21 protein-coding genes are annotated in these 21,353 nt (G+C 58.1%); 10 read left to right on the forward strand and 11 right to left on the reverse strand.

All coding sequences use genetic code 11. The annotated features are described in order from the left end of the window. Positions 1 to 21 precede the first annotated feature (21 nt). Both ACUXAC_RS05500 and ACUXAC_RS05505 read left to right on the forward strand, forming a co-directional pair. Positions 22 to 570 (forward strand): RNA polymerase sigma factor, encoded by a 549-nt coding sequence (locus ACUXAC_RS05500; protein WP_141959426.1) that lies wholly within the window; start codon positions 22 to 24, stop codon positions 568 to 570. Then, complete coding sequence (locus ACUXAC_RS05505) at positions 567 to 1,217, forward strand: anti-sigma factor (RefSeq protein ID WP_454266540.1); 651 nt, start codon at positions 567 to 569, stop codon at positions 1,215 to 1,217. Before ACUXAC_RS05500 ends, ACUXAC_RS05505 begins: the two co-directional genes overlap by 4 nt. 85 nt (positions 1,218 to 1,302) lie before the next feature. Here ACUXAC_RS05505 and ACUXAC_RS05510 read toward each other — a convergent pair whose 3' ends face one another. After that, on the reverse strand, positions 1,303 to 2,571 hold the full coding sequence (locus ACUXAC_RS05510) for a YeaH/YhbH family protein (protein ID WP_060423846.1): 1,269 nt from the start codon (positions 2,569 to 2,571) through the stop codon (positions 1,303 to 1,305). Positions 2,572 to 2,702: 131 nt separating this feature from the next. Further along, positions 2,703 to 4,637: a protein kinase YeaG gene (yeaG, locus tag ACUXAC_RS05515; RefSeq protein WP_004932230.1), complete on the reverse strand. Its 1,935-nt coding sequence runs from the start codon at positions 4,635 to 4,637 to the stop codon at positions 2,703 to 2,705. A gap of 426 nt (positions 4,638 to 5,063) precedes the next feature. Here yeaG and ACUXAC_RS05520 point away from each other — a divergent pair, with 426 nt between their 5' ends. After that, positions 5,064 to 5,828, forward strand: a complete 765-nt coding sequence (locus ACUXAC_RS05520; protein WP_015378103.1) for a MipA/OmpV family protein — start codon at positions 5,064 to 5,066, stop codon at positions 5,826 to 5,828. A gap of 94 nt (positions 5,829 to 5,922) precedes the next feature. Here the strand turns inward: ACUXAC_RS05520 and ACUXAC_RS05525 are convergent, their stop codons facing one another. Together ACUXAC_RS05525 and gapA are read right to left on the reverse strand one after the other, a co-directional pair. Then, on the reverse strand, positions 5,923 to 6,798 hold the full coding sequence (locus tag ACUXAC_RS05525) for a D-hexose-6-phosphate mutarotase (protein ID WP_060434801.1): 876 nt from the start codon (positions 6,796 to 6,798) through the stop codon (positions 5,923 to 5,925). Positions 6,799 to 6,882: 84 nt separating this feature from the next. Continuing rightward, positions 6,883 to 7,878, reverse strand: a complete 996-nt coding sequence (gene gapA, locus ACUXAC_RS05530) for a glyceraldehyde-3-phosphate dehydrogenase (protein WP_004932222.1) — start codon at positions 7,876 to 7,878, stop codon at positions 6,883 to 6,885. A 348-nt stretch (positions 7,879 to 8,226) separates the two neighbouring features. Here gapA and msrB point away from each other — a divergent pair, with 348 nt between their 5' ends. Together msrB and ACUXAC_RS05540 are read left to right on the forward strand one after the other, a co-directional pair. Continuing rightward, entirely contained in the window at positions 8,227 to 8,640 is a 414-nt protein-coding gene (msrB, locus tag ACUXAC_RS05535; RefSeq protein WP_004932219.1) for a peptide-methionine (R)-S-oxide reductase MsrB, read from the forward strand. 64 nt (positions 8,641 to 8,704) lie between these two features. Continuing rightward, positions 8,705 to 8,977, forward strand: coding sequence for a YeaC family protein (locus tag ACUXAC_RS05540; RefSeq protein WP_033634809.1), 273 nt, complete (start codon positions 8,705 to 8,707; stop codon positions 8,975 to 8,977). Between the two features lie 42 nt (positions 8,978 to 9,019). On the opposite strand, the gene ACUXAC_RS05545 is transcribed toward ACUXAC_RS05540, so the two are convergent. The 4 genes from ACUXAC_RS05545 to sppA all read right to left on the reverse strand — a co-directional run bounded on the left by ACUXAC_RS05545 (position 9,020) and on the right by sppA (position 14,151). Beyond that, positions 9,020 to 10,297 carry a glycoside hydrolase family 18 protein gene (locus ACUXAC_RS05545; RefSeq protein WP_330112824.1) on the reverse strand — a complete coding sequence of 426 codons (1,278 nt, stop codon included), beginning with the start codon at positions 10,295 to 10,297 and terminating at the stop codon, positions 9,020 to 9,022. A gap of 232 nt (positions 10,298 to 10,529) precedes the next feature. Then, the gene (pncA, locus tag ACUXAC_RS05550; protein ID WP_387441323.1) at positions 10,530 to 11,162 is read right to left on the reverse strand and encodes a bifunctional nicotinamidase/pyrazinamidase; all 633 of its coding nucleotides are present in this window, start codon (positions 11,160 to 11,162) and stop codon (positions 10,530 to 10,532) included. 22 nt (positions 11,163 to 11,184) lie between these two features. Further along, positions 11,185 to 12,201, reverse strand: a complete 1,017-nt coding sequence (ansA, locus tag ACUXAC_RS05555) for an asparaginase (protein WP_047730911.1) — start codon at positions 12,199 to 12,201, stop codon at positions 11,185 to 11,187. Between the two features lie 93 nt (positions 12,202 to 12,294). Further along, positions 12,295 to 14,151, reverse strand: coding sequence for a signal peptide peptidase SppA (gene sppA / locus ACUXAC_RS05560; protein ID WP_454266541.1), 1,857 nt, complete (start codon positions 14,149 to 14,151; stop codon positions 12,295 to 12,297). 160 nt (positions 14,152 to 14,311) lie between these two features. Here sppA and ACUXAC_RS05565 point away from each other — a divergent pair, with 160 nt between their 5' ends. The 5 genes from ACUXAC_RS05565 to ACUXAC_RS05585 all read left to right on the forward strand — a co-directional run bounded on the left by ACUXAC_RS05565 (position 14,312) and on the right by ACUXAC_RS05585 (position 19,400). Continuing rightward, a complete protein-coding gene (locus tag ACUXAC_RS05565) occupies positions 14,312 to 14,863 on the forward strand; it encodes an NAD(P)H nitroreductase (protein WP_060423835.1) in 552 nt (183 codons plus the stop codon). A gap of 157 nt (positions 14,864 to 15,020) precedes the next feature. Continuing rightward, positions 15,021 to 16,064, forward strand: coding sequence for a selenide, water dikinase SelD (selD, locus tag ACUXAC_RS05570; protein ID WP_060423833.1), 1,044 nt, complete (start codon positions 15,021 to 15,023; stop codon positions 16,062 to 16,064). Between the two features lie 8 nt (positions 16,065 to 16,072). Continuing rightward, a complete protein-coding gene (gene mnmH / locus ACUXAC_RS05575; protein WP_102985028.1) occupies positions 16,073 to 17,182 on the forward strand; it encodes a tRNA 2-selenouridine(34) synthase MnmH in 1,110 nt (369 codons plus the stop codon). Continuing rightward, complete coding sequence (locus tag ACUXAC_RS05580; RefSeq protein ID WP_164267975.1) at positions 17,182 to 19,107, forward strand: DNA topoisomerase III; 1,926 nt, start codon at positions 17,182 to 17,184, stop codon at positions 19,105 to 19,107. Before mnmH ends, ACUXAC_RS05580 begins: the two co-directional genes overlap by 1 nt. Beyond that, the gene (locus ACUXAC_RS05585; protein ID WP_049271911.1) at positions 19,104 to 19,400 is read left to right on the forward strand and encodes a YnjH family protein; all 297 of its coding nucleotides are present in this window, start codon (positions 19,104 to 19,106) and stop codon (positions 19,398 to 19,400) included. The genes ACUXAC_RS05580 and ACUXAC_RS05585 overlap by 4 nt, the downstream gene beginning before the upstream one ends. Positions 19,401 to 19,421: 21 nt before the next feature. Here the strand turns inward: ACUXAC_RS05585 and ACUXAC_RS05590 are convergent, their stop codons facing one another. From ACUXAC_RS05590 to ACUXAC_RS05600, 3 genes are all read right to left on the reverse strand, one after another. Next, positions 19,422 to 19,823 carry a pyrimidine (deoxy)nucleoside triphosphate diphosphatase gene (locus tag ACUXAC_RS05590; protein ID WP_060423827.1) on the reverse strand — a complete coding sequence of 134 codons (402 nt, stop codon included), beginning with the start codon at positions 19,821 to 19,823 and terminating at the stop codon, positions 19,422 to 19,424. Positions 19,824 to 19,867: 44 nt separating this feature from the next. Further along, the gene (gene xthA, locus ACUXAC_RS05595; protein WP_033634797.1) at positions 19,868 to 20,674 is read right to left on the reverse strand and encodes an exodeoxyribonuclease III; all 807 of its coding nucleotides are present in this window, start codon (positions 20,672 to 20,674) and stop codon (positions 19,868 to 19,870) included. A 101-nt stretch (positions 20,675 to 20,775) separates the two neighbouring features. Beyond that, a complete protein-coding gene (locus tag ACUXAC_RS05600; RefSeq protein ID WP_387441319.1) occupies positions 20,776 to 21,348 on the reverse strand; it encodes an LOG family protein in 573 nt (190 codons plus the stop codon). Positions 21,349 to 21,353 lie beyond the last annotated feature (5 nt).

Raw genomic sequence — 21,353 nt, forward strand, 5'->3', positions numbered from 1 at the left:
CTTACCCGCTTTAGGAATGGTATGGATCACTCGTTGAAAGAAAACCAGATAATGTGCTTAAAGGCGATCGCTAATGGCGATCGCCGAGCATTTGAACGCCTGTACAGTTCGACATCCGCATGTTTATTCGCCATTGCGCTACGCATGTTGCGTAATCGTCAGTGGGCAGAAGAGGTTCTGATCGACGGCTTTCTTACCGTATGGCAACGTGCTGGAGATTATGATCCGACCATGAGTTCGCCTATGACATGGCTTACTCATATTATAAGGAATCGATGTATTGATGGATTGCGTAGCCGGTACGGACGCCATGCCGAACTGGAAGAAGAATATAGTGACCAAATCCCTCAGTCGGAAAATGAAAGTTTGGATGACGATGGGGAGCAGGCTAAAAAGTTAAACGATTGTTTGAAGCATCTGACTTCTGAACAACGGCAAAGTATTGTTTTGGCATATTATCAAGGGATGTCGCACGCGGATATCGCTGATTGGTTGCAGCAACCGCTGGGTACGGTTAAAAGCTGGGTCCGTCGTGCGCTATCGCACCTGAAGGATTGCCTAGGCCTATGAACAGACGTGAAAGTGATGAAATGCTGGCTGCAGAGTATGCTCTTGGCACGCTCAGAGGGAATGCTCGGCTGCATTTTGAGCGCCGTCTGAAAACGGATAGCGTTTTAGTTTCCCAGGTTGGAAAATGGCAAAGTATCTGGTCAGGGCTGGATATCGGTATCACGCCTGTCCCTCCGCCCGAAAGCGTTTGGAAAAGAATTGAATTAAATCTGCCTCGATACTCTTCGTCCAGACGGCATATCCGAAACTATATTGCATGGGGGGTTGCGGCGGGAATCGGCGTATTGAGCCTGAGTTCGTGGTTTCATTGGCGTACGCCAGAGCTGAAACCGCTAGTTGTGCTGAACGGAACGAATCAAGTGTCGTGGGTTGTGAGTTCCGATAGGCAAAGAAAAATTGTTCGAATAACACCATTAGGCCTGGCCGCTATTCCCGTCGGAAAAAGCCTTGAATTATGGCTTATCCCCGTTGGGCATAAGCCCGTTGCAATTGGCCTTGTAAACGAGAAAGGCATGAGTCAGTTTTATTTGGCGGATGCTGATTTAGTTAAAGGAACAACGATTGCCATCAGCCTAGAGCCGTTAGGCGGCTCGCCGAACCAACAGCCGACCGGCCCTGTGTTGTATTCCGGCGAATTGGTTCTATGATTTGATGTCGAAAGTATCCTGAATATGATTTAAATTCGTTCAGTATGAAAACGGCCGGAGAATATGTGTCCGGCCGTTTTTATGGTTATACGGTCTGCTTGCGAAACAGTTCGCGGAATACCGGATAAATATCGTCCGGCTCGCGGATATGCTGCATGGCGAAGTTGTCGAATTTCGCCTGCAGATCCTCATATTCGCGCCACAGCGTCTGATGAGCGCGACGAGTGATTTCTATATAGCTGTAATAACGCACCATCGGCAGGAGCTTCTTCGCCAACAGCTCATGACACAGCGGTGAATCGTCGGCCCAGTTGTCACCGTCCGACGCCTGCGCGGCGTAGATATTCCATTGCGCCGGGTCGTAGCGCTCTTCGACGACGTCGTTCATCAGCTTCAGCGCGCTGGAGACGATGGTGCCGCCGGTTTCTTGCGAATAGAAGAACTCCTGTTCGTCCACCTCTTTCGCCTGGGTGTGGTGGCGAATATAGACCACCTCGACGTTTTTGTAGGTACGGCTCAGGAACAGATAAAGCAGAATGTAAAAACGTTTGGCCATATCTTTGGTCGCCTGATCCATCGAGCCGGACACGTCCATCAGGCAGAACATCACCGCCTGGCTGGAGGGTTCCGGCCGGCGCTCATAGTTTTTGTAGCGCAGATCGAAGGTGTCGATGAACGGCACGCTTTCGATTTTCTTGCGCAGTTCGGCAATCTCCTTGCGCAACCGCTCCTCTTCCAGCAACTGCACCGGTTCAGTGTTTTCCAGCTGGTTCAACTCGTCTTCCAGTTCGTGCAACGCGCGCCTTTTCCCGGCGGTCATGGCGGTACGCCGCGCCAGCGAGTTTTGCAGCGATCGCACGACGCTGATGTTGGCCGGCACACCGTTGGCGGTATAGCCTGCGCGGTGGGTTTTGAACTCGGTCAACTGCTTGTACTGGTTCTTTTTCAGGTTGGGCAGGGCAAGATCTTCGAACAAAAGATCGAGATACTCGTCTTTGGAAATCTGGAAGACGAACTCATCCTGGCCTTCACCGTCCTGGCTGGCGTTGCCCTGGCCGCCGCCACCGCCTGATCCGCCCTGAGGCCGCTCAACGCGATCGTTCTGCACGAAGTGGTCGTTGCCCGGATGCACCCGATGGCGCGTGCCGCCGCGCCCCTGATGAAACATCGGTTCGTTGATATCGTCAGTGGGGATGGAGACCGATTCCCCGCTGTCTACGTCGGTGACCGAACGCTTGTTGATGGCTTCGGCAATCGACTGTTTGATTTGCGACTTGTAACGACGCAAGAAGCGCTGGCGGTTCACCATGCTCTTGTTTTTGCCGTTCAGCCGTCGGTCAATGAAATAGGCCATACTTCCCCCAAACGACGTTGCCAACTCTTCATGTCCCGGTCGCTGCAGCGCAATGTGCCGCCCCTCCGTGGGCTGCGCTGCAACGTCCATGACGGTGGACATGGCCCTGATAATGCCGCTTACCTGAGGCGTTATGAGGATTTTCTGACCCGCAGATACCATTCACACAGCAGGCGCACCTGCTTACGGGTATAGCCTTTCTCCATCATACGGTCGACGAAGTCGTCGTGTTTTTTCTGCTCGTCCGTCGAGGTTTTGGCGTTGAACGAAATCACCGGCAACAGTTCTTCGGTATTGGAGAACATTTTCTTCTCGATCACGGTGCGCAGCTTCTCGTAGCTGGTCCAGTTCGGGTTACGGCCGTTGTTATTGGCGCGGGCACGCAGCACGAAGTTCACGATTTCGTTACGGAAATCTTTCGGATTGCTGATCCCGGCCGGCTTTTCAATTTTCTCCAGCTCGGCGTTCAGGGACTCACGATCGAACAGCTGACCGGTATCGGGATCGCGATACTCCTGATCCTGAATCCAGAAGTCCGCGTAGGTCACGTAGCGATCGAAAATGTTCTGTCCGTATTCCGAGTAGGATTCCAGATAGGCGGTCTGGATCTCCTTGCCGATAAACTCGGCGTATTTCGGGATCAGGTAGCCTTTCAGATGCTCCAGGTATTTCTCGGCCAAATCCTGCGGGAACTGTTCGCGTTCGATCTGCTGTTCCAACACATAGAACAGGTGCACCGGGTTAGCCGCCACCTCGGCGTGATCGAAGTTAAACACTCGCGAGAGGATTTTAAAGGCGAAACGGGTGGAGAGGCCGTTCATGCCTTCGTCAACCCCGGCGTAGTCGCGGTACTCCTGATAGGACTTGGCCTTCGGATCGGTATCCTTGAGGCTTTCGCCGTCGTACACGCGCATTTTCGAGTAAATGCTCGAGTTTTCCGGCTCTTTCAGCCGCGACAGCACGCTAAACCGCGCCAGCGTCTCCAGGGTGCCCGGCGCGCAGGGCGCGTGGGTCAGCTCGCTGTGGTCCAGCAATTTGTCGTAAATCTTGATCTCTTCCGACACGCGCAGGCAGTAAGGTACCTTGACGATGTACACGCGGTCGAGGAACGCTTCGTTGTTCTTGTTGTTACGGAAGGTCACCCATTCGGATTCGTTGGAGTGCGCCAGAATAATGCCGTTGAACGGCAGGGCGGAGATGCCCTCGGTGCCGTTGTAGTTACCTTCCTGGGTCGCCGTCAGCAGCGGGTGCAGCACCTTGATCGGTGCTTTGAACATCTCGACGAATTCCATTATCCCCTGGTTGGCGCGGCACAGGGCACCGGAGTACCCGTAGGCGTCCGGATCGTTCTGCGCGTGGTTCTCCAGTTTACGGATATCCACTTTACCGACCAGCGCAGAGATGTCCTGGTTGTTCTCGTCGCCCGGTTCGGTTTTGGCGATGGCGATCTGTTCCAGAATGGAAGGGCGCACTTTCACGACTTTAAACTTGGTGATGTCGCCGCCGAACTCATGCAGGCGCTTGGCCGCCCACGGCGACATGATGGTGCCGAGATAGCGACTGGGGATGTTGAACTCTTTTTCCAGGATCGAGGCATCTTCCTGCGGATTGAACAGGCACAGCGGATGATCGTTGACCGGGCTGCGTTCGCCGTTGGCGCTGAGGGTATAGATGGGCACGCGCTGCATCAGCGCCTTCAGGCGTTCCGCCAGCGAGGATTTACCGCCGCCCACCGGGCCGAGCAGGTACAGGATCTGTTTCTTCTCTTCCAGGCCCTGGGCGGCGTGTTTCAGGTAAGAGACGATCTGTTCGATGGCCTCTTCCATGCCGTAGAATTCTTCGAAGGCCGGATAGCGTGCGATCACGCGGTTGGAGAACAGGCGCGACAGGCGTGATTCTAGCGCAGTGTCGACCATCACAGGTTCACCGATAGCCATCAGCAGACGTTCGGCCGCGTTGGCATAGGCACTGCGATCTTGCCGGCAAATGGTAAGAAATTCCTGCAGTGTGAACTCTTCGTCCTTGGCAGCTTCGTAGCGCTGGCGATAGTGGTCAAATATGTTCATGATGCCCGTCCTTTCGTTATTAGCACAGGTTAAAGAGAGCGTGTGATAGTGTTCTGGCTCCCGAAAGATGAGAATACGCCTGAGTACAGCAACCCGTATGCCAACTTGGTGCGCTTATTATCGCGAGTTGCGCTGTATGCCACTGGGCCCAGGATAAATTCACCTTCTGATTTAAGCTTAGTTTGCTTGCCGGAAAATTTCCTGCCGCAGAAAAAGCTTTTTTTAAGTCATATCAATGACTCAGTTATTACCGTGTGAGCCAAATGCCTTGTCTGGCGCGGCCTGCGGGATGAAACGTCACCGTTCCGCCATGATTAATTCATAATTCCGCTATAAGTTATTCGATCTTGGTCGTTTTCTATTGTAAAGATTAGGCGCGTAACTAAATTTTCACATAAACTGTTGCAGCTATTAACCCTGTAATTTATGGAAAAAGAACCAGTGAAGATTTCAAAACTCAAAACGCTAGCAATTATCGCTTCCGCAATGGTTTGTGCGCAAAGTGCTCAGGCGGGAACCTGGTCACTCGGCGCTGCCGCGCTGGTTAGCCCGGACGCGTATCGTGGTTATCAGGACCGCGTTTATCCGGTGCCCGTTATCGACTATGAAGGTGACGACTTCTACTTCCGTACTCTGACCGCCGGTTACTACCTGTGGAAGGATCAAGAAAACCAGCTGAGCATCATGGGTTACTACACGCCATGGGGCTACCGTCCGGGCGACAGCGACGATGATCGCATGAAGCGTCTCGACAAGCGCCGCGGCACGCTGATGGCCGGCCTGGCCTACTCGCACAACGCCGAGTGGGGCACCCTCCGCACCACCTTCACCGGCGACACGCTGAACAACAGCAACGGTCTGGTGGGCGATGTGGCTTACCTGTACAAGTTTGATCTGGACGCGCTGACGCTGGTCCCAGGCGTGGGCGTGATGTGGAACAGCAAGAACCAGAACAAATATTACTATGGCGTCAGCGCCAATGAATCGCGCCGCAGCGGCCTTGACAGCTACACCCCAGGCGATAGCTGGGCGCCTTATCTCGAGCTGAGCGCCAATTACCAGATCAACAAAAGCTGGAATGCCTTCTTCGTCGGCCGCTATGTGAAGTTGTCTGATGAAGTGAAAGACAGTCCGATGGTGGATAAATCCTACACCGGTTTGCTGATGACGGGTGTGAGCTACACCTTCTAATCACGCATTGCACGATCATCGTGCATGGCGTGCATCAAAAAGGGGCGCTGGCGCCCCTTTTGCACATCTGTGGTGCGCTGCCGCGCACGGCTTTTCAGGCTTTCTTACGGCTGCGGAAGGTCACACCCAAACGGGCCGGTTGTTCGCCGGCGGCGACCAGCGGTTTACTGACGCGCCCGGTCTCTACGCAGACCATGGTCTTGTAACCGTCGTTCGGCATATCCCCCATGCTGCAGGAGAGCTCTACGCCCGGGTTCCAGGCGATAACGTCACTCATATGATGGTGGTGAACCTCGATGGTGCGCGCGAGCGCCGGATCGCGGATCTGGCTGAAGGCCTCCGGGCGGGTGTAGACGCGGTCGGTTTGGCCGACGAAGGTCACTTCGCCCGCCTGGCGCGCCTCAGCGCCGCCCGCCACCTTGTCGATATAAGGCTCGCCCAGGCCCGCCACGCTGACCCGATCGATGTCGCCGACCTGGAAGTAGCTGTGCAGCGCCGCCGTAGCCTGATAATCGCCGTGCGATTCCAGCTCGATCTCGCACTCCGCACCCAGCTTGAAGCGGGCAATCAGCGTGAAGGCGTGCGGCCACAGTTTGCGGGTCTGCTCATTGTCTTTCAGGGTAAAGGTCAGGATGACGCCGTTGTCATCTTCATCGTGCGCCGTCAGGCTCCAGGGCTGATTGCGGGCAAAACCGTGGGAGGGTTGTGCTACCGGGCCGAACCACGGCCAGCAGATCGGCACGCCGCCGCGGATGGCCTTACCTTTGGCGAAGGGGGTATTACTGCTGAGCCAAATCACCGGCTGCTCACCGCTGGGCTGCCAGGCCAGCAAATGGGCGCCTTGCAGCGCGACGGCCGCGCGCACTTTCGGGTGCGACACCACAACCACGCCCAGCTCATCGAGTTGACGCTGGCTGATGTAAGGCGAAATCTGTTCGGAAACGGGCAGGGTGAAAATTTTCTCGTTCATTTCATTACCTTAATGTTTGCCGGAGAGACAAATAAAAAAGGGCGACAAAAATGTCGCCCTCATTATCAGCTTAACATCATGCCATTACTTGGAGATGTGAGCGATCAGGTCCAGAACCTTGTTGGAATAACCGGTTTCGTTGTCGTACCAGGAAACCAGTTTCACGAAGTTGTCGTTCAGTGCGATACCGGCTTTGGCATCGAACACGGAAGTCAGCACTTCGCCGTTGAAATCGGTGGAAACCACGTCGTCTTCAACGTAGCCCAGAACGCCTTTCATAGAACCTTCAGCGGCATCTTTGATGGCTTTCTTGATTTCTTCGTAGGTAGCCGCTTTTTCCAGACGCACGGTCAGGTCAACAACGGATACGTTAGGCGTCGGTACGCGGAACGCCATACCGGTCAGTTTGCCTTTCAGCTCTGGCAGAACAACGCCAACCGCTTTCGCTGCGCCGGTAGAAGAAGGGATGATGTTCTGGGATGCGCCGCGGCCGCCGCGCCAGTCTTTGTGGGACGGGCCATCAACGGTTTTCTGAGTGGCGGTGGTCGCGTGAACGGTGGTCATCAGGCCTTCAACGATACCGAAGTTGTCGTTGATGACTTTAGCCAGTGGCGCCAGGCAGTTGGTGGTGCAAGAGGCGTTGGACACGATGTCCTGGCCGGCATATTTGTCAAAGTTGGCGCCACGCACGAACATTGGGGTCGCATCTTTGGATGGGCCAGTCAGAACGACTTTTTTAGCGCCAGCGGTGATGTGTTTACGTGCGGTTTCGTCGGTCAGGAAGATACCGGTCGCTTCAGCAACCACGTCAACACCCACTTCGTTCCACTTCAGGTTAGCCGGGTCTTTCTCTGCGGTAACACGGATGGTTTTGCCGTTAACAACCAGGTGGCCGTCTTTAACTTCTACCGTACCGTTGAAACGGCCGTGAGTAGAGTCATACTTCAGCATGTAAGCCATGTACTCTGCGTCCAACAGGTCGTTGATTGCAACGATCTCGATGTCAGAACGCTCTTGAGCAGCACGGAAAACAATGCGACCGATACGGCCAAAACCGTTGATACCTACTTTGATAGTCATATATTCCACCAGCTATTTGTTAGTGAATAAAAGGTTGGTTGTAAAATTACAAAAACCTTACCCAGCGTCAAGCGGAATCGTGTCAATTCTTGCGGCAAGTCAAACCGGAAGGGTGGTTTTGCACGCTTATTGCACAGTCCATTTTCGCTCGGCCTCATCCGTTATATGGGGACAAGCCGCCAAGTATAAAGTCAGCATACGCAAGATGTGTGATCGCTATCACATATCATCGTGACGTGGCCTTTATGGGCTACAGTTTAGGCCAAAAACCCCTGCAGCGGTGTTAATTTTTTGTTATTATTAATCATTGTTTTCGTTGACATTATCCACATTCAGAGATAAGCACAAATGGCTAAAGAGACAACCCCCGGTCATCCGGTCACGGAACTGAATGAAATCCAACGTTATGTGACGCAACAGCGCGGCACCGAAGCGCCGTTCAGCGGCAAATTGCTGCACAACAAGCGCGAGGGCGTGTACCATTGCCTGTGCTGTAACCAGCCGCTGTTCTATTCCGAAACCAAATACGATTCCGGCTGCGGCTGGCCGAGCTTTTATGAGCCGGTTTCCGCCGATGCAATCCGTTATCTTGATGATAATTCACATAATATGCACCGTGTTGAAATCCGCTGCGGTCATTGCGACGCGCACCTGGGGCACGTTTTCCCCGATGGCCCGCAGCCGACCGGCGACCGCTATTGCGTCAACTCCGCCTCGCTGAGTTTCACCGATGGCGAAAATGGCGACCAAACGGCCGGCTAAGTGGTAATTTAACCAACAAAATCGATTCAGCTAATTATTCATCTGTTAAGCGAGAAGGGCTCTGATGGACGTGAAAGATCTGATTGCGGCGATGACGCCCGAGATATACCAGCGCCTGGTACAGGCGGTTGAGCTGGGCAAATGGCCGGATGGCGTGGCGCTGACGCCGGAGCAAAAAGAAAACAGCCTGCAGGCGGTGATGCTGTGGCAGTCGATGAACAACGTCGATCCGCAGCACATGAGCATCGGCACCGACGGGCAGATCGTGATGAAGAGCAAGCAAGAGCTGAAACAGCAGTTCGTTGCCGAGCCGCTGGCCAAACTCAAACCGCAGTAAGGTTGCCCTAAAGCGGGGCGATGACGCCATCGCCCCGTCGGTTCACCGTTTTTCGCCCTTGATACCCAGCGATTCCGCCAGCTGCTGTGCCAGCCGGTTGTTATCGTCCGCGCCGTACTCCCAGAACATCGCCCCTCCCAATCCCTGGCTTTTGATGTACTCGGCCTTGATGGCCACCGAACGCGGGTTCTCGTAGGAGATGGCGAACAGCGGTTTGCCTGCGGCGGATTGCAGCGTCAGGTAAGGTACCTTGGCGTCGTCATCCCAGTGCTCGCGAAAACGATGCTGCGGATCGTTGAGCAATTTGCTGACGATATCGTGGTATTTAAAGTAGGTGTCTTTGCCGAGATCCAGCCCCAGCGCGTTGAACAGGGCGGTTTCGCGCGTGCTGAAGTATGGCTGCGTCACCGGATGTTTGGCGGCGTCCGGCTTGTCCCAGTCGATGCCCGCCTCGGTCGCCCGCTTCGGTACCCGGCCGTAGAAACCGATGCCCAGGTTCATCTTTGCCGGTTTCAGTCCGGCAGCCAGATAATTCTTTACCACGAAATCGGCGCTGTAACGGTCGGCGGCCGCCACGGTTGGCCAACGCTTTGAATCGTACAGGTTGGCATTGAAATACTGCGTGCCGTAAGCCATGTCGTAGGTCATCAGATTGATGTAGTCGAGGTAAGGGGCAATGCTTTTCACATCGACCCATTCCTGCGGGCTTTTGACGTTGGCCCCGACGGCGATGGTTAACAGCTTGCCTTTACCCAGCGCCTGGTGAAGCTCTTTCAGCAGCAGGGTGAAGTTGTCGCGGTCTGCCGGTTGGCTTTCCACCAGCCCCCAGGCGCCGTTCACCGGATATTCCCAGTCCAGATCGATACCATCCAGCTGATACTGTGCGATCACCTGCAGCGCGGAGCGGATGAATATCGCCCGGTTTTCCGCAGTCGCCGCAGCGGCGGAGAAGCCGCGTGCGCCCCAGCCGCCGACCGACAGCAGCACTTTCAGCTCGGGGTTCTGTTTGCGCAGCACCGGCAGCCGTTGCAGATCGGCCGTTACCTTCGGCGACAGGTAGATCTGGTGGCGGCGAGCGGGGTCTTTCAGCGCCGCATTGGCTTCGTCTTTCTCGCCGTTGTAGATCAGGCCGAACGAATAGTTGAGGTGGGTGATTTGCGTGACGTCCAGCTTGTCGATGTCGCCACCGGGGCCGGCGGTGACGTCGCCGCCGCCGTTGAAGTAGCCGACGGAGAGATAAGCCGCCTTAGCCGTGCCTGCGCCGGCCATAGCCAACTGCACCGCCGCCAGTAAAGGCAGCAGTTTTCGGGTTATTTTCATGTCTTTCTCCTTGGGTCGGCAAGGCCGACCGTACCGCCAGAGGCGGTCACAATAAAGCCGGGCTCAGCGGGCCCCGGATGCGTATAACCGATTGACGCCAAAAGCGTCGCAGCCATAACAGCAAAAGCGCCTGCCGGTCACAAGCCGTTGGGGAAGAAGAAGGGCGGTATTGTGAGCGGCGTCGATATTTTCGCCGCCGCGCAGAGAGGGCGCCGGTGGCGCCCCGGAGGATTTAGCTGGCGAGGAATTGTGACAGGGTAACCAGTTGTGCACCGGCGCGCGCCATGTCCTGCAGCGCCCGCTCGCTGTCGTCCGGCTGCAGATTCACGCCGCGGCAGCCGTCGACGATCACCTGCGTTGGATAGCCGGCAGCCAGCGCATCCAGCACGCTGAACTTGACGCAGTAGTCGGTCGCCAGGCCCATGATTGCCAGCCGCTGGACGCCCTGCGATTGCAACCAGCCGTGCAGTTCGGTCTGTGCACGGTGGCCGTTATCGAAGAAGGCGCTGTAGCTGTCGATGTCCGTCTCCTGCCCTTTGCGAAAAACGGCATTGATATGTTGCCGCTGCAACCGGGGGTGAAAATCGGCACCGTGGCTCCCTTGCACGCAGTGCACCGGCCACCACACCTGCGGCAGGCCCTCCAGCTCGCCAAGGGTGCCGACCTGTGCATGGGAATTCACCGCAAAGCTGCGGTGATTGGCGGGGTGCCAGTCCTGGCTGGCCACGACCGGCTCGCCACGCGCCAAACAGGCGGCGATCGCCTGATTGGCAACCGGGATGACGGTATCGCCCGCCGTGACCGCCAGCGCGCCGCCGGGGCAGAAATCGTTTTGCAGATCGATCAACAACAGGGCCGTTTTCATCGCCGCTCCAAAGATCAGTAGGTTAACCGTTGATGCTCAGTTCGCCGCGCAGGTCTTGCTGCATCAGGGCGCGGATTTGTTCCGGCGTCAGCGGCTGGCTCAGCAGGTAGTGCAGCTTGGTCAAGGCGGCTTCCACCGTCATGTCGAAACCGCTGATCACCCCGGCGTGCGCCAGCGCGTTACCGGTGGCGTAGCCTTCCATATTGACGCGCCCGGAGATGCACTGCGTCAGGTTGACCACCACGATGCCGCGTTCGGAGGCCGCACGCAACTCGTCGATCAGCTCGGCCTTTTGCGGCGCGTTACCGACGCCGTAGGAGCGCAGGATCAGCGCCTTGACCGGTTGCAACAGGAAGTTGCGCACCACCGCGCCGGAAATGCCCGGATAGATGGTGACCACGCCGATCGGCTGCGGCGTGATGTCGTGCACCCGCAGCGCGCCGTTGCAAGCCGGGCTGTCGATGCCGTGCTGGCGACGAATGTGAATGCCGGCTTCCAGCAGCGGCGGCAGATTCGGGGAGGCGAAGGCGTCAAAGCCGTCGGCGTGCGCTTTGGTGGTGCGGTTGCCGCGGAACAGCTTGTTGTTGAAGAACAGGCTGACTTCGTTCACCGGATGGTTAGCCGCCAGATACAGCGCGTTGAGCAGGTTGGTCTGGCCATCGGAGCGCAGCTCCGCCAGCGGAATCTGCGAACCGGTGACGATCACCGGTTTAGCCAGGTTTTCCAGCATGAAGGAGAGCGCCGATGCGGTGAACGCCATGGTGTCGGTACCGTGCAGGATCACGAAGCCGTCGTAGCGATCGTAGTTCTGTTTGATGTCGTCGGCGATGTGCTGCCAATCTTCCGGCGTCATGTCCGAAGAGTCGATCAATGGCGCATATTCATGAATGGTGAAATCCGGCATTTCCGGGCGATGGAATTCGGGCATTAGCGCCAGCTGGCGCTGCAGGTGGCCGGAAACCGGGATATAGCCGTGATCGGAACGCTGCATGCCGATGGTGCCGCCGGTGTAGGCGACGTAAATGGATTTCTTTTGCATGGTCATGATTTTAACAAAGATAAGATGGGCTGAATTATAGGGGCATGGCGGCAGAAAAAAAGCCCGGCGATGGCCGGGCTGCAGAATTATTTGTTAGCGGACTTCTCCGCAGGTCAGACAGATCGCATAACGGTTTTGCGGATCGTTCAGGTTATTGAACAAGCCCGGCTGTTCTTTCACCGCGTTGGCGACCGAGGCCAGCGGGGCGGGCAGCATGGCCTGAATCGCCGCCGGCAGCATGGCGTGAATGGAAACGCCGAACTGGCTGAGCACCATATCGCTCAGGCTTGGGGTATCGACGAACCAGTCGAGCTGCCACTGCTGCAGCTTCGCCAGTTCGGCGGCTTTCTTCACCGCGTCGTCGAAATCGCCCAATTGATCGACCAGGCCGTTGGCCTTGGCGTCGCTGCCGAGCCAGACGTGGCCTTGCGCGATTTGGTCAACCTGCTGCGGGGTCATCTTGCGCGATTTGGCGACCAAATCGAGGAAGTTCTTATACCCGTTTTCGATGTTCAGCTGCATCATCTGCGAGAACTCTTGCGGCAATGCCTTGGTGACCGCAATGTCGGCCAGCGGCGAGGTCGCCACGCCGTCGGTGTGCACGCCCAGCGTATCCAGGGTTTTCTCGTAGGTGTTGATGATGCCGAAAATGCCGATGGAGCCGGTCAGGGTGCTCGGGCTGGCGATGATGTAGTCGGCCGGCGTCGAAACCCAGTAGCCGCCCGACGCGGCCATGCCGCCCATCGAAACCACCACCGGCTTGCCGGCGGCGCGCACGGCGGCCAGTTCGGAGCGGATCACTTCGGATGCGCTGACGCTGCCGCCCGGGCTGTTGACGCGGAACACGACGGCCTTGATGGCCGGATCCAGGCGCGCCTGGCGCAGCTCGGCGGCGGTGGTATCCCCCCCGACGTTACCTGGCGTCTGCGGGCCGTCCATGATGGCGCCGTTGGCGAACACCACGGCGATCTTGCCGCCCTGGTTGGCGTCCGGCTTCGGCTGGTAGTCGTAGATGCTGGTGGCGTTGAAATCGTTCGCCTGCTTGTCCCAGCCGAAGGTTTTGACCAGCTGATTTTCGATCGCGGTGCGCGAGGCCAGCTCGTCCACCAGCTTATTGTCCAGCGCATAGCGGGCGGTGTCGCCACCGGCCGCCTGCAGGCCGCTCAGCACGCCGGCGGCGCCCGGGAACAGCTGCTGCGGCGTCAGCTGGCGGTTGGCCGCCACGGTTTCCAGATAGTTTTGCCACAGGCCGCCAATCCAGCGGCTGTCCGCTTCGCGCGCCGCCGGGGACATATCGTCGCGGATCAGCGGCTCGACCGCCGATTTATAGGTGCCGACGCGGAAGATATTGGTGGTGACTTTAAGCATGTCCAGCAACGACTTGTAATACAGGTTGTTGGTGGCGAAACCGTGCAGATCGACCGCGCCCTGCGGCGACAGGTAGATTTTGTTGGCGTAGCTGGCCAGGAAATATTGCGTCTGGTTGTAGCTGTCGCCGATGGCGAAGATCGGCTTGCCGCTGTCGCGGAACTCGCGCAGTGCCTTACCGATATAACGCAGCGACGGTTGATCGGCGCCGGCGAAGTCATTCAGCTGCAACACCATGCCGGTAATGTTTTTGTCGTCTTTGGCCTTGCGGATGCTGTCCACCACGTCGAACAGCGAGTTTTCCTGCAGGCGGCTGCTGGAGGCACCCAACAGTTCGCGGCCCCATTGCCGCACCCGGTTGTTTACCGAAGGCTGATCGACCACCACGCCGCTTAAGTCGACCATCAGCGCGCCGCGCGCCGGGGCCGTCGAGGTGGAGGAACTTTGGAAGGACAGATAGATGCCGACCCCAACCAGGATCAGCAAGACCAGGAACAGGTTAAGGATCAGTTCCCTGATAAAATTCAGCAGACGCCATGTCCACCGGAAAATGCCGGCAATAATTTGCCACAATGTGCGCATGTGCTCTCCAACAAGAGTCGAGAATGTTCCGCTATCCTAATGAGCGGCCGGGTAAATGTCAGCTTTAAATCGTGGCACGCAGACGCTATCGCCGAGGCTGTAACTCGTCGTTTAGCTATGTTAACGTGGCCGGAATGAAAATTGTTATCAGGAGTTTACGATGGATGCTCTGGATCTTTTATTGAATCGCCGCTCGGCTTCGCGCCTGGCGGAACCGGCGCCGGCGGGGGAAGTGCGTCAAAATATCATCAACGCGGGCCTGCGTGCGCCCGATCACGGCGCGCTGCAGCCGTGGCGTTTCGTGATGATCGAAAATCAGGGCCTGGAGCGCTTCAGCCAGCTGCTGCAGGCGGCGGCGAAGCAGGATCAACTGGACGAAGCGGCGATCGAAAAGGCCACCAAGGCGCCGTTCCGCGCACCGCTGATCATCACCGTCATCGCCCACTGTACTGAAGAGACCAAGGTGCCGCGCTGGGAGCAGGTGGTTTCCGCCGGTTGCGCGGTGCAGGCGATGCAGATGGCGGCGCTGGCGCAGGGCTTTAACGGCATCTGGCGCACCGGCGCCTGGACCGAGCATGCGCTGGTGCGCGAAGCCTTCGGCTGCCGCGAGCAGGATGAGATCGTCGGTTTCCTCTATCTGGGCACGCCACAGCTGAAGGCCGCCACCAAGGTGACGCCGCCGGACAGCGCGCCTTTCGTCAGCTATTTCTGAGTTTTCTCCCGCGGGGCGCGGCGAAAATGCGCCAAACCCCGCAAAATTGCATGGTTTCTGAGCAGGCCGTTCGCATATCGGCGGCCCGCTCTTATCAATCCCCTCGGCAAGCGCTACCCTATGATATCTTGAGTGCCGTTACCGAAGGGAGTGGACTATGACATCGCCAGCGATCCGTTTAACCCAGTACAGCCATGGCGCTGGCTGCGGCTGCAAAATCTCACCGAAAGTTCTCGAAACCATCTTGCACAGCGAGCGGGAAAAGTTTGTCGATCCGCGCCTGCTGGTCGGCAATGAAACCCGCGACGACGCGGCGGTGTACGACATCGGCAACGGCGTCGGCATCATCAGCACCACCGATTTCTTCATGCCGATCGTCGACGATCCGTTCGATTTCGGCCGCATTGCGGCCGCAAACGCCATCAGCGACGTGTACGCTATGGGCGGCAAACCGATCATGGCGATCGCCATTCTTGGCTGGCCGATCGCCAAACTGCCACCGGAGGTGGCGCAGCAGGTGATCGACGGCGGGCGTTTCGCCTGCCAGCAGGCGGGCATCGCGCTGGCCGGTGGCCATTCCATCGATGCGCCGGAACCAATTTTCGGCCTGGCGGTGACCGGCGTGGTCAATACCGAGCGGGTGAAGAAAAACAGCGCCGCACAGGCCGGTGCGAAACTCTATCTGACCAAGCCGCTGGGCATCGGCGTGCTGACGACCGCCGAGAAGCAAAGCAAGCTGCGCCCAGAGCATCAGGGCCTGGCGACGGAAGTGATGTGCCGCCTGAACAAGCCGGGCGCCGACTTTGCCGAGGTGGCGGGCGTTACGGCGATGACCGATATCACCGGCTTTGGTCTGCTGGGTCACCTGAGCGAGGTGTGCCAGGGCTCCGGTCTGCAGGCGACGGTCTGGTTCGATCGGGTGCCGAAGCTGCCGGACGTCGAGGCGTATATTGCCGAAGGCTGCGTGCCGGGTGGCACCGGGCGCAACTTCGACAGCTATGGCCATCTGGTGGGCGAGATGAGCGATTTGCAGCGCCAGCTGCTGTGCGATCCGCAAACCTCCGGCGGCTTGCTGTTGGCGGTATTGCCTGAGTCGGAGGCGCAGGTGCTGGCAATTGCCGAGCAGCACGGTATCACGCTTAACGCTATCGGCGAATTGCATGCCGCACAGACCGGGCAGCCGCTGATCGAGGTTGCGTAGTGTCCAACATGCAAGGAAGGCCGGACAGCGACGATTACCCACGAATTTTCCTGCAGGACGTGCCGCTGATTGACGTGCGCGCGCCGATCGAGTTTCAGCAGGGCGCCTTCGCCCAGGCGGTGAATTTACCGCTGATGATCGACAGCGAACGCCAGGCGGTCGGTACCTGCTATAAGCAGCATGGGCAACAAGCGGCGATCGCGCTTGGCCACAGCCTGGTGAACGGCAAACTGCGCGAACAGCGCACCGCCGCCTGGCTGGCGGCCTGCGCAGAGCGGCCCGCAGGCTATATTTACTGCTTCCGCGGCGGGCTGCGCTCGCAGCTGGTGCAGCAATGGCTGCATGAGGCCGGCGTGGATTATCCGCGTATCACTGGCGGTTATAAGGCACTGCGCAATTATCTGCTCGGTGTACTGACGCAAAGCGCGGCATTGCCGATGGCCCTGGTGGGCGGCAATACCGGCAGCGGCAAGACGCTGCTGGTCAACGAACTGGCCGACGGCGTCGATCTGGAAGGCGCGGCGCGCCATCGCGGTTCATCTTTTGGCCGAACGCTGGCGGGACAGAGCTCGCAGATAGATTTTGAGAATCGTCTGGCTGTGTTATTGCTGAAAAAACAGCATGGTGGCAGCCGCCGTTGGGTGCTGGAAGACGAAGGGCGGATCATCGGCAGCAACAATCTGCCGTTGCCGTTGTTCAACGGCATGCAGCAGGCACCGGTGGCGGTGATCGACGATCCGTTCGACATTCGCCTGGCGCGCCTGCAGGCGGAATATATCGACGGTATGCGCGAACAGTTCGAACAGGCCTATGGCGTGGAAGAAGGTTGGCGGCAGTACGACGACTATTTGCATCACGGCCTGTTCGCCATCCGCCGCCGTTTGGGCCTGGAGCGCTTCCAGCAGCTGACGCAGCGGTTGGAGGCGGCGCTGCGGGCTCAGCGCCTCAGCGGCCAGGGCGACGCGCACCGCGAATGGTTGGCGCCTCTGTTGCAGCAGTACTACGATCCGATGTATTGCTATCAGTTGGAAAAGAAAGCCCAGCGGATCGTCTTCCGTGGGAACTATGCAGAAGTAAGAGAATTCTTGATGACGTTCAGCCAGAAAAACGGTGATTAATGCGACTGTTCATAGCCGAGAAACCGAGTTTGGCGCGCGCCATTGCCGACGTCTTGCCCAAGCCGCATCGCCGTGGCGACGGCTATATCGCCTGTGGCAACAACGACGTGGTGACCTGGTGCGTCGGCCACCTGCTGGAGCAGGCTCAGCCTGACGCCTATGACAGCCGCTATGCGCGCTGGTCGTTGGCGGATCTGCCGATCATCCCCGAAAAATGGCGCTTGCAGCCGCGGCCTTCGGTCAGCAAACAGCTCAGCGCGATTAAAAAGCTGCTGCTCGAAGCCGATGAAGTGGTTCACGCCGGTGACCCGGATCGCGAAGGGCAACTGCTGGTGGATGAGGTGCTGGACTACCTGGATTTGACGGCGGAGAAGCGCCAGAACGTGCGCCGCTGTCTGATCAACGATCTCAACCCGCAGGCGGTGGAGCGTGCGGTCGAGCGCCTGCGCGACAACCGAGACTTTATCCCGCTGTGCGTGTCCGCGCTGGCGCGTTCGCGCGCCGACTGGCTGTACGGCATCAATATGACCCGCGCCTATACGCTGTTGGGCCGCAACGCCGGTTACGACGGCGTGCTGTCGGTGGGCAGGGTGCAGACGCCGGTGCTCGGATTGGTGGTGCGTCGCGACGAAGAGATCGAAAACTTCGTGCCAAAAGACTTCTTTGAGGTTAAGGCGCACATCGTCACGCCGAAAGAAGAACGCTTTGTGGCGCTGTGGCAACCCAGCGACTCCTGTGAACCTTATCAGGATGAAGAAGGGCGTTTGCTGCACCGGCCGTTGGCGGAACACGTGGTCAAGCGCATCGAGGGCCAGCCGGCCCTGGTCACGGCCTATAATGATAAACGGGAATCAGATACCGCACCGCTGCCGTTCTCGCTTTCCACGCTGCAAATCGAGGCGGCCCGGCGCTACAACCTCAGCGCGCAACAGGTGCTGGACGTTTGCCAGCGGCTGTACGAAACCCACAAATTGATCACCTATCCGCGTTCCGACTGCCGCTATCTGCCGGAAGAGCATTTTGCCGGCCGCCACGCGGTGCTGAACGCCATCAGCGTGCACCAACCCGAGCTGTATCCGCAGCCGGTGATCGACAGCGATCGCCGCAACCGCTGCTGGGACGATAAAAAGGTCGATGCGCACCATGCCATCATTCCCACCGCCCGCGCCGGCAAGGTCAATTTGACGCAGGATGAACGGAACGTGTATGGGCTGGTGGCGCGCCAGTACCTGATGCAGTTTTGTCCGGATGCGGTGTTCCGCAAATGCGTGATCGAGCTGGATATCGCCGGCGGCAAATTTATCGCCAAGGCGCGTTTCCTGGCGGAAGCCGGCTGGCGCACGCTGCTGGGCAGCAAGGAGCGCGATGAGGAAAACGAAGGTGCACCGCTGCCGGTGGTGGACAAAGGCGATGAGCTGCTGTGCGAGCGCGGTGAAGTGGTGGAGCGCCAGACGCAGCCGCCGCGGCCGTTTACCGACGCCAGTCTGTTGTCGGCTATGACCGGCATCGCGCGATTCGTACAAGATAAAGCGTTAAAGAAAATCCTGCGGGCGACCGATGGTTTAGGAACGGAAGCGACGCGAGCGGGGATCATCGAATTGCTGTTCAAGCGGGCGTTTCTGTACAAGAAGGGACGCTATATTCACTCCAGCGAAACCGGGCGCGCGTTGATTCACTCGCTGCCGGATCTTGCTGCGCGCCCTGATATGACGGCCAACTGGGAAGCCACGCTGACGCAAATCAGCGAGAAATCCTGCCGCTATCAGGACTTTATGCAGCCGTTGGTCGGCACGCTGCAAGAGCTGATTTATCAGGCTAAGCAGAGCCGGGCGAGCATGGCGTTTCGTGGATTGCCGCCGCCGCCCTCCAGCGGAGGCAAAAAACGCAGGAAAAGCGCCGGCAAGGCGCAGGAGAAGAGTGAATGAAGCGTGGACTCAGTGGGGGATTGGCTGCCGCTGCCCTGATGTTTTCCGGCCTGGCAGTCGCCAATCGCGGCGATGTGGACGTGGTGTTACCGGTTTCGCCGGAGATTTGGGGCACGGCCAAAAGCGGCGTCAACCCACCGCCGGCACAGCCCTGCAACCGCTGTTGCGTCTACCAGAATCAAAACTATTCCGAGGGCGCGGTGCTTAAAGTGGAAGGGGAAGTGCTGCAGTGCGTGCGTGAACCTAACACCATCGGCACCAACCCCTTGATTTGGGTGCGATTGAAGAAGTGACGATGTAACCTGTCGCCGCGCTCAGCGTGCACCGCTTTGCGCGGCGATATAGTCCGCCAGCAGTGGAACGTCGGCGGGCGCCAGGGCGTATTCCTGCGCCTGCTGCGGCGTAACCCAGACCAACGCCGAGTGGCAGCGTTGTTGCAGTTCACCGGAGAACGCCGTGACTTGCCAGGCGTGCAGGCGGATGATGCGTTCGCCTTGCTGCCACTGATTGCTGCCCACATAGTCGCCGATACGGGCGCAAATTCCCAATTCTTCATCCAGCTCGCGCGCCAGCGCTTCTGGCTGGCTTTCGCCCGTTTCAACCTTGCCGCCGGGAAACTCCCACAGACCGGCCTGATCGCTGCCTGTGCCGCGCTGGGCCAGTAAAATGTGGCCGTTCTGTTCCAGAATAGCGGCTACCACGTCGATAATTTTCATTGGCTTCACAGAGTAAAACCCCGGCGAGCGCCGGGGTGATGGGGTTACAGCGTAAACTCCGCCCAGACCGGCGCATGGTCGGAAGGTTTTTCCATACCGCGGGTTTGATAATCGATGCCGGTGGCGATGCAGCGCGAAGCCAGCGGGGTACTGGCCAGCAGCAGATCGATACGCAGGCCGCGGTTGTCGTCGAACCCTTTGGAACGGTAGTCGAACCACGAGAATTCGTCGTTGCGCCCCGGGTTGGCGTGGCGATAGGTGTCTACCAGGCCCCAGTTCAGCAGGCGGTCCATCCATTCGCGCTCTTCCGGCAGGAAGGAACACTTGCCGGTGCGCAGCCAGCGTTTACGGCTGTCTTCGCCGATGCCAATGTCATAATCGCTCGGGCTGATGTTCATGTCACCCATGATCAACACCGGGGATTCCGCCGACAGCTGCTGCTCCAGGTAGTTTTGCAAATCCTGATAAAAGCGTGTTTTAGCCGGGAATTTGATCGGGTGGTCACGGCTTTCACCTTGCGGGAAGTAGCCGTTGATCACCGTCAGCGTGCCCTGCGGCGTCGCCAGATCGGCCATGATGATGCGACGCTGCGCATCTTCTTCATCGGTCGGGAAACCGCGGCGCACGGCCAGAGGCTCCGCTTTGGTCAGCAGCGCTACGCCGTAATGGCCTTTTTGCCCGTGATAGAACACGTGATAGCCGTGCTGGCTGACTTCTTCCAGCGGGAACATGTCGTCGTGAACTTTCGTTTCTTGCAGGCCGATCACGTCGGGCTGGTGCTGTTCGATAATTGCCGCCAGCTGATGCGGACGCGCGCGCAGTCCATTGATATTAAAAGAGACAAACTTCATGAGCGGTGCCGTTTTCACGAGAAAAATGTGCTGTGATAGTAGCAGAGTTTGGCGGGAAATGTAACGCAGACAGCGGTAGGGCCGCTGGCTGCGCAGCGGGTTTATTTCGCCCAGCGGTCGTAATTTTTGGGTTGATAATCGTCAAACTGTTGCAGCAGCGTTTGCGCCGATTCACTGATGTGCAGGGTGCCGAGATAGTCGTGGCGCATAAAGCCCTGATCGGCGACGTGTTCGAGGAATTGGCTCAGCGGGCGGTAGAAGCCGTTAACGTTCAGCAGGCCGACCGGCTTGTTGTGATAGCCGATTTGTCCCCAGGTCCAGATTTCAAACAACTCTTCCAACGTGCCGATGCCGCCGGGCAGGGCGATAAAACCGTCCGCCAGCGCGGCCATACGGGCTTTGCGCGTATGCATATCAGGCACCACTTCCAGTTCGGTCAGGCCGCGATGCGCGGTTTCCGCTTCAACCAGGCGCTCGGGGATAATGCCGACAGCTTCACCGCCCGCCGCCAACACTGCATCTGCCACGATCCCCATCAATCCTTTCTTGCCGCCGCCGTAGATTAAACGGCGCCCCTTTGCGGCCAGCAGCTGCCCCAGTTGACGAGCCTGCTCGGCATAAGCGGGATTGACGCCTTCACTGGCGCCACAAAAAACGCAAATATTGTTTCGCATCCACC

Source organism: Serratia sp. 121840015-1 (genome assembly GCF_053627655.1).